Source organism: Mesorhizobium sp. M7A.F.Ca.AU.002.02.1.1, assembly GCF_003998535.1.
GTDB lineage: Bacteria > Pseudomonadota > Alphaproteobacteria > Rhizobiales > Rhizobiaceae > Mesorhizobium > Mesorhizobium ciceri.
This window is the reverse complement of the sequence record NZ_RZPB01000601.1, coordinates 1-3,686: the sequence shown is the minus strand read 5'-3', so window position 1 is coordinate 3,686 and position 3,686 is coordinate 1. Positions and strand designations below refer to the sequence as shown.

At 66.5% G+C, this 3,686-nt stretch carries 4 protein-coding genes and 1 pseudogene; all 5 read right to left on the bottom strand.

The genetic code is table 11. The features are described 5' to 3' along the window. Window positions 1-196 (bottom strand): annotated as a pseudogene (locus EN879_RS27620) (5-(carboxyamino)imidazole ribonucleotide synthase); the annotation flags it as partial. Continuing rightward, window positions 193-690, bottom strand: a complete 498-nt coding sequence (gene purE / locus EN879_RS27615) for a 5-(carboxyamino)imidazole ribonucleotide mutase (protein ID WP_063169171.1) — start codon at window positions 688-690, stop codon at window positions 193-195. The pseudogene EN879_RS27620 and the gene purE, both read right to left, overlap by 4 nt. Window positions 691-792: 102 nt before the next feature. After that, window positions 793-1,686: a ribokinase gene (locus EN879_RS27610; RefSeq protein WP_127274368.1), complete on the bottom strand. Its 894-nt coding sequence runs from the start codon at window positions 1,684-1,686 to the stop codon at window positions 793-795. Continuing rightward, a complete protein-coding gene (locus EN879_RS27605) occupies window positions 1,683-2,558 on the bottom strand; it encodes a MurR/RpiR family transcriptional regulator (RefSeq protein ID WP_013529211.1) in 876 nt (291 codons plus the stop codon). Before EN879_RS27605 ends, EN879_RS27610 begins: the two co-directional genes overlap by 4 nt. Beyond that, entirely contained in the window at window positions 2,555-3,523 is a 969-nt protein-coding gene (locus EN879_RS27600; protein WP_032899090.1) for an ABC transporter permease, read from the bottom strand. The genes EN879_RS27605 and EN879_RS27600 overlap by 4 nt, the downstream gene beginning before the upstream one ends. Between the last annotated feature and the right edge of the window lie 163 nt (window positions 3,524-3,686).

Sequence of the window (3,686 nt, the reverse complement as noted above, 5' to 3'; positions counted from 1 at the left end):
CTGCCAGGTCGGCAAGGGCGGCCGGGTCGTCATAGGCGGCTGTTATCTGCCGGTTGGCGACCTGTGCGGCCGGGCAATCCGCTTGCGGCTCCAGCACCACGGTGCGGTAGCCGAGACGGGCGGCAGCAACAGCCAGCATGCGGCCGAGCTGGCCGCCGCCAATGATACCGATGGTCGATCCGGCGGGCAGGCTCACGGCGTATCCGTCGGTTCAGCCGCGACCTTGGCAGTCTGCGCGGCGCGCCAGGCATCCAGACGGACGGCAAGGCTGTCATCGTTCAGGGCCAGCACGGCGGCGGCCAAAAGGGCTGCGTTGGCGGCCCCAGCCTTGCCTATGGCCAGCGTTCCAACGGGAATGCCGGCTGGCATCTGGACGATGGACAGCAGCGAATCCTGCCCGGAAAGCGCTTTCGATTCCACCGGCACGCCGAACACCGGCAATGGCGTCATCGCCGCCGTCATGCCGGGCAGGTGTGCTGCACCGCCGGCGCCGGCGATGATCACCTGGTAACCGGCCGCCTTGGCGCCCTTGGCGAAATCATAGAGCCGGTCCGGTGTACGATGCGCGGAGATGATGAGCCGCTTGTGCGGGATGCCAAGTGCTTCCAGCGTTTCGGCGGCATGGCGCATCGTCGCCCAGTCGGACTGGCTGCCCATGATGATGGCGACGTCGGCGCGTTGATCGTCCAAGTCCGTGTTCCCCGGCGACAAAGGCGCGCCTTAGCGGAATTCGCGCGAGGCCGCAAGGATAGGCGGCCGCTGCTGCGGTCTGGCAAGACGGAAACCAGCCGGTCAGATGCCGTCGCGCTCGGCCTCTGGCGTCGAGACCAGCAAGGCCGAAGCCGCGTTGGCGGCGGTGATGGCCGCCCGCATGGTCTGCCCACGGGCAAGTCCCGCGGCCAGCGCGCCAACGAATTCATCGCCGGCGCCATGCGTGCTGGCGACCTTGACCGGGATGGCGGACAGCGCAAAGGCCTCGCCGCTCCGGTCGCAACAGGCGACGCCTCCGCCGCCCGCCGTGACGATCGCCACGGGATAGAGATCGGCCAATAGCCGTGCGGCTTGCGCGGCCCCGTCGAGTGTCTCGACCACTGCCGTGCCAGCCAGGAATTCCGCCTCGATGGCGTTGACCACCAATATGTCGACCAGGGCGATCAACTCCTCGGAGAGTTTGCGCGCGGGGGCCGCGTTGAGCACGACGCGGCTGCCCCGTGCCTTGACTGCGCGTGCGGCGGCAATGTTGGCGGCTTCCGGCACTTCGTTCTGCAGCAGGAGCACCGCCGTCTGTCCCACCACATCGGAAGCAGAGGCACTGTCGGCATGGCCCAGTGCCAGATTGCTGCCCGAGACGATCACCGCGCCATAGTCGCCGCCTTGGTCGAAGATCGCCACGCTCATGCCGGAGCCGGCGCCAGCGGCCACCCGCACGAAGCGGCGGTCGACCTTGGCGCGATCGAGATTGGCCAGCAACGCCCGCCCGAAATCATCGTCGCCGACGGCGCCGATCATCGCCGCATACACACCGGCTCGCGCCGCCGAGACGGCCTGGTTGCCGCCCTTGCCACCGCATTTGGGGTGCCAGGCATGGCCGGTCACCGTCTCGCCCTTGCGCGGGCGGTCGGGCGCGTCGACCATAATGTCGTAATGCAGGCTGCCGAACACGGTCACCAGCGGCGTTGTCGTCATGAGCCCCGGTCTTTTCGTTTCGATGTCACCGCCGACATAGTGCGGCCGAGATTTCGCTCCGCCGCCTGATAGTCGCGCTGCGCCACCGCGACGAACAACGCGTCGAGAATGTTGAGCTGGGCAATGCGGGCCGCTGCGTTCTCGCCCATCAGCGGCGAACCCTGCGCGGTCGAGCACAGAACGATATCGGCGACGGCGGCCAGGGGCGAGTTGTCGTAATTGGTGATGGCCAGCGTGCGGGCACCGTTCTTGCGGGCCAACTGAATGGCGTCGATAACGGCCGACGTGTTGCCCGAATGCGAGAAGCCGACGGCGATGTCGTCGCCGCCGAGCAGCGAGGCCGACATCAGCATCATGTGCGAATCGTCGTAGACGGATGCGCGGATGCCGATGCGCAGGAATTTGTGCGAAACGTCGCGCGCGATCTGCGCCGAGCCGCCGACGCCATAGAAATCCCGGTTCTTGGCACGGAAGAGCAGCTCGGCGGCGCGGTCGAAATCCTCGATGTCGAGGATCGCCAGCGTCTCCTCCAGCGCCTGGATGGAGGTGCGGAACACTTTTTGCACGATCTCGGCCGAACTGTCGTCGGATGACAGTTCCTGGTGCATCTCGGCGGTCGGCAGGCGACTGTACTCATAGACGGCGGTGCGGAAGTCGCGATAGCCGGAAAAGCCGAGCTTCTTGGCGATCTTGACCACCATCGCCTCGGACACGCCGGATTCCTCGGCGATCTGCTTCAGCGGAATGCTCTCGTCGAAGCCGCGCCGGCCGAAGACGGTTTCCACCACCTTCGCCTCCAGCGGAGTGAGATGCGGCATCATCATGCGGATGCGCGGTCCTACCGCTTTCAGGTCCAGCCCGCTCAAGGTCATCCACGCCCCCTCGTCACGCGATCGATAAGCATCGCGGCGAGGATTATAAGACCAGTTGCCAGAAGCTGATAGAAGGACTGGACGTTCATCAGCGTCAAACCGTTGCGCATGGCGCCGAGGATGACGGCGCCCAGGATGGTGCCGACGACGCTGCCCTTGCCGCCCATCAGCGAGGCGCCGCCGATGGCGGCAGCCGCGATGGCGTCGAGCTCCCAGAGATTGCCGAGGATGGGTTCGGCGGCGCCCAACCGGCCGATCAGGATCTGCGCGGCAAGCGCCGCCAGCAGGCCTGAGATCATGTAGGCGGCGATCTTGGTGCGGGCAATCGGCACGCCGGCGATGTAGGCCGCCTCCTCGTTGCCGCCGACGGCGAGCAGATATTCGCCGAAGGGCGTCTTCTTCAAAACGACCCAGGCGACGACAGCCACGCAGGCGACGATGACGACCGCCAGAGGCAGTCCGAACAGCGAACCGTTGAAGACGGCGCGAAAGCCTGGGGGCAGGCCGAGGACCGGATTGCCGCCGGTGTAGATCAGCGCCAGTGCCCGATAGGTGCTGAGCGTTCCCAACGTGACGATGAAGGGCTGCAGCCCAACATGGGCGACGAGCACGCCGTTGACGAGGCCGCAGGCAAGACCAATGGCGAAGCCGGCGGCGATGGCCAGCGGAAACGGCACGCCGGCGACCATCATAGAGGCCGAGATGACGGCCGAGAGTGCTGCCGTCGGCCCGACCGACAGGTCGATGCCGCCGGAGATGATGACCAGCGTCATGCCCAGCGCCAGACAGGCATTGATGCTCGACTGCTGCAGGATGTTGATCAGGTTGCGCTCGGCGAAAAAGCCGGGCACCAGCGCGCCGAACACGGCCAGGATCACGACAAGCCCGATCAGCGTGCCGGCGTCGCGCATGGAAACACCGCGCAGGAATTCGGCCTGGGACCGCACCAGAGTGGCATCCGACATATCCGTCACCTACTGCCTTGCCGGCTGTGCGGCCGGCGTTTGCGTTTGCGGGATGGCGTGCGCCGCGATCGCCTGTTCTGAGAGATTTGCCCTATCGAGTTCGGCGGCGATGGTGCCGTCGCGCATGACCAACACGCGGTCGGCAAGCCGGATCACCTCGGGC

What these genes read in the sequence shown, in the direction of transcription:
- EN879_RS27610 (WP_127274368.1), bottom strand. Translation starts at nt 1,686, where the DNA reads ATGACGACAACGCCGCTGGTGACCGTGTTCGGCAGCCTGCATTACGAC.
- EN879_RS27605 (WP_013529211.1), bottom strand. Translation starts at nt 2,558, where the DNA reads ATGACCTTGAGCGGGCTGGACCTGAAAGCGGTAGGACCGCGCATCCGC.
- EN879_RS27600 (WP_032899090.1), bottom strand. Translation starts at nt 3,523, where the DNA reads ATGTCGGATGCCACTCTGGTGCGGTCCCAGGCCGAATTCCTGCGCGGT.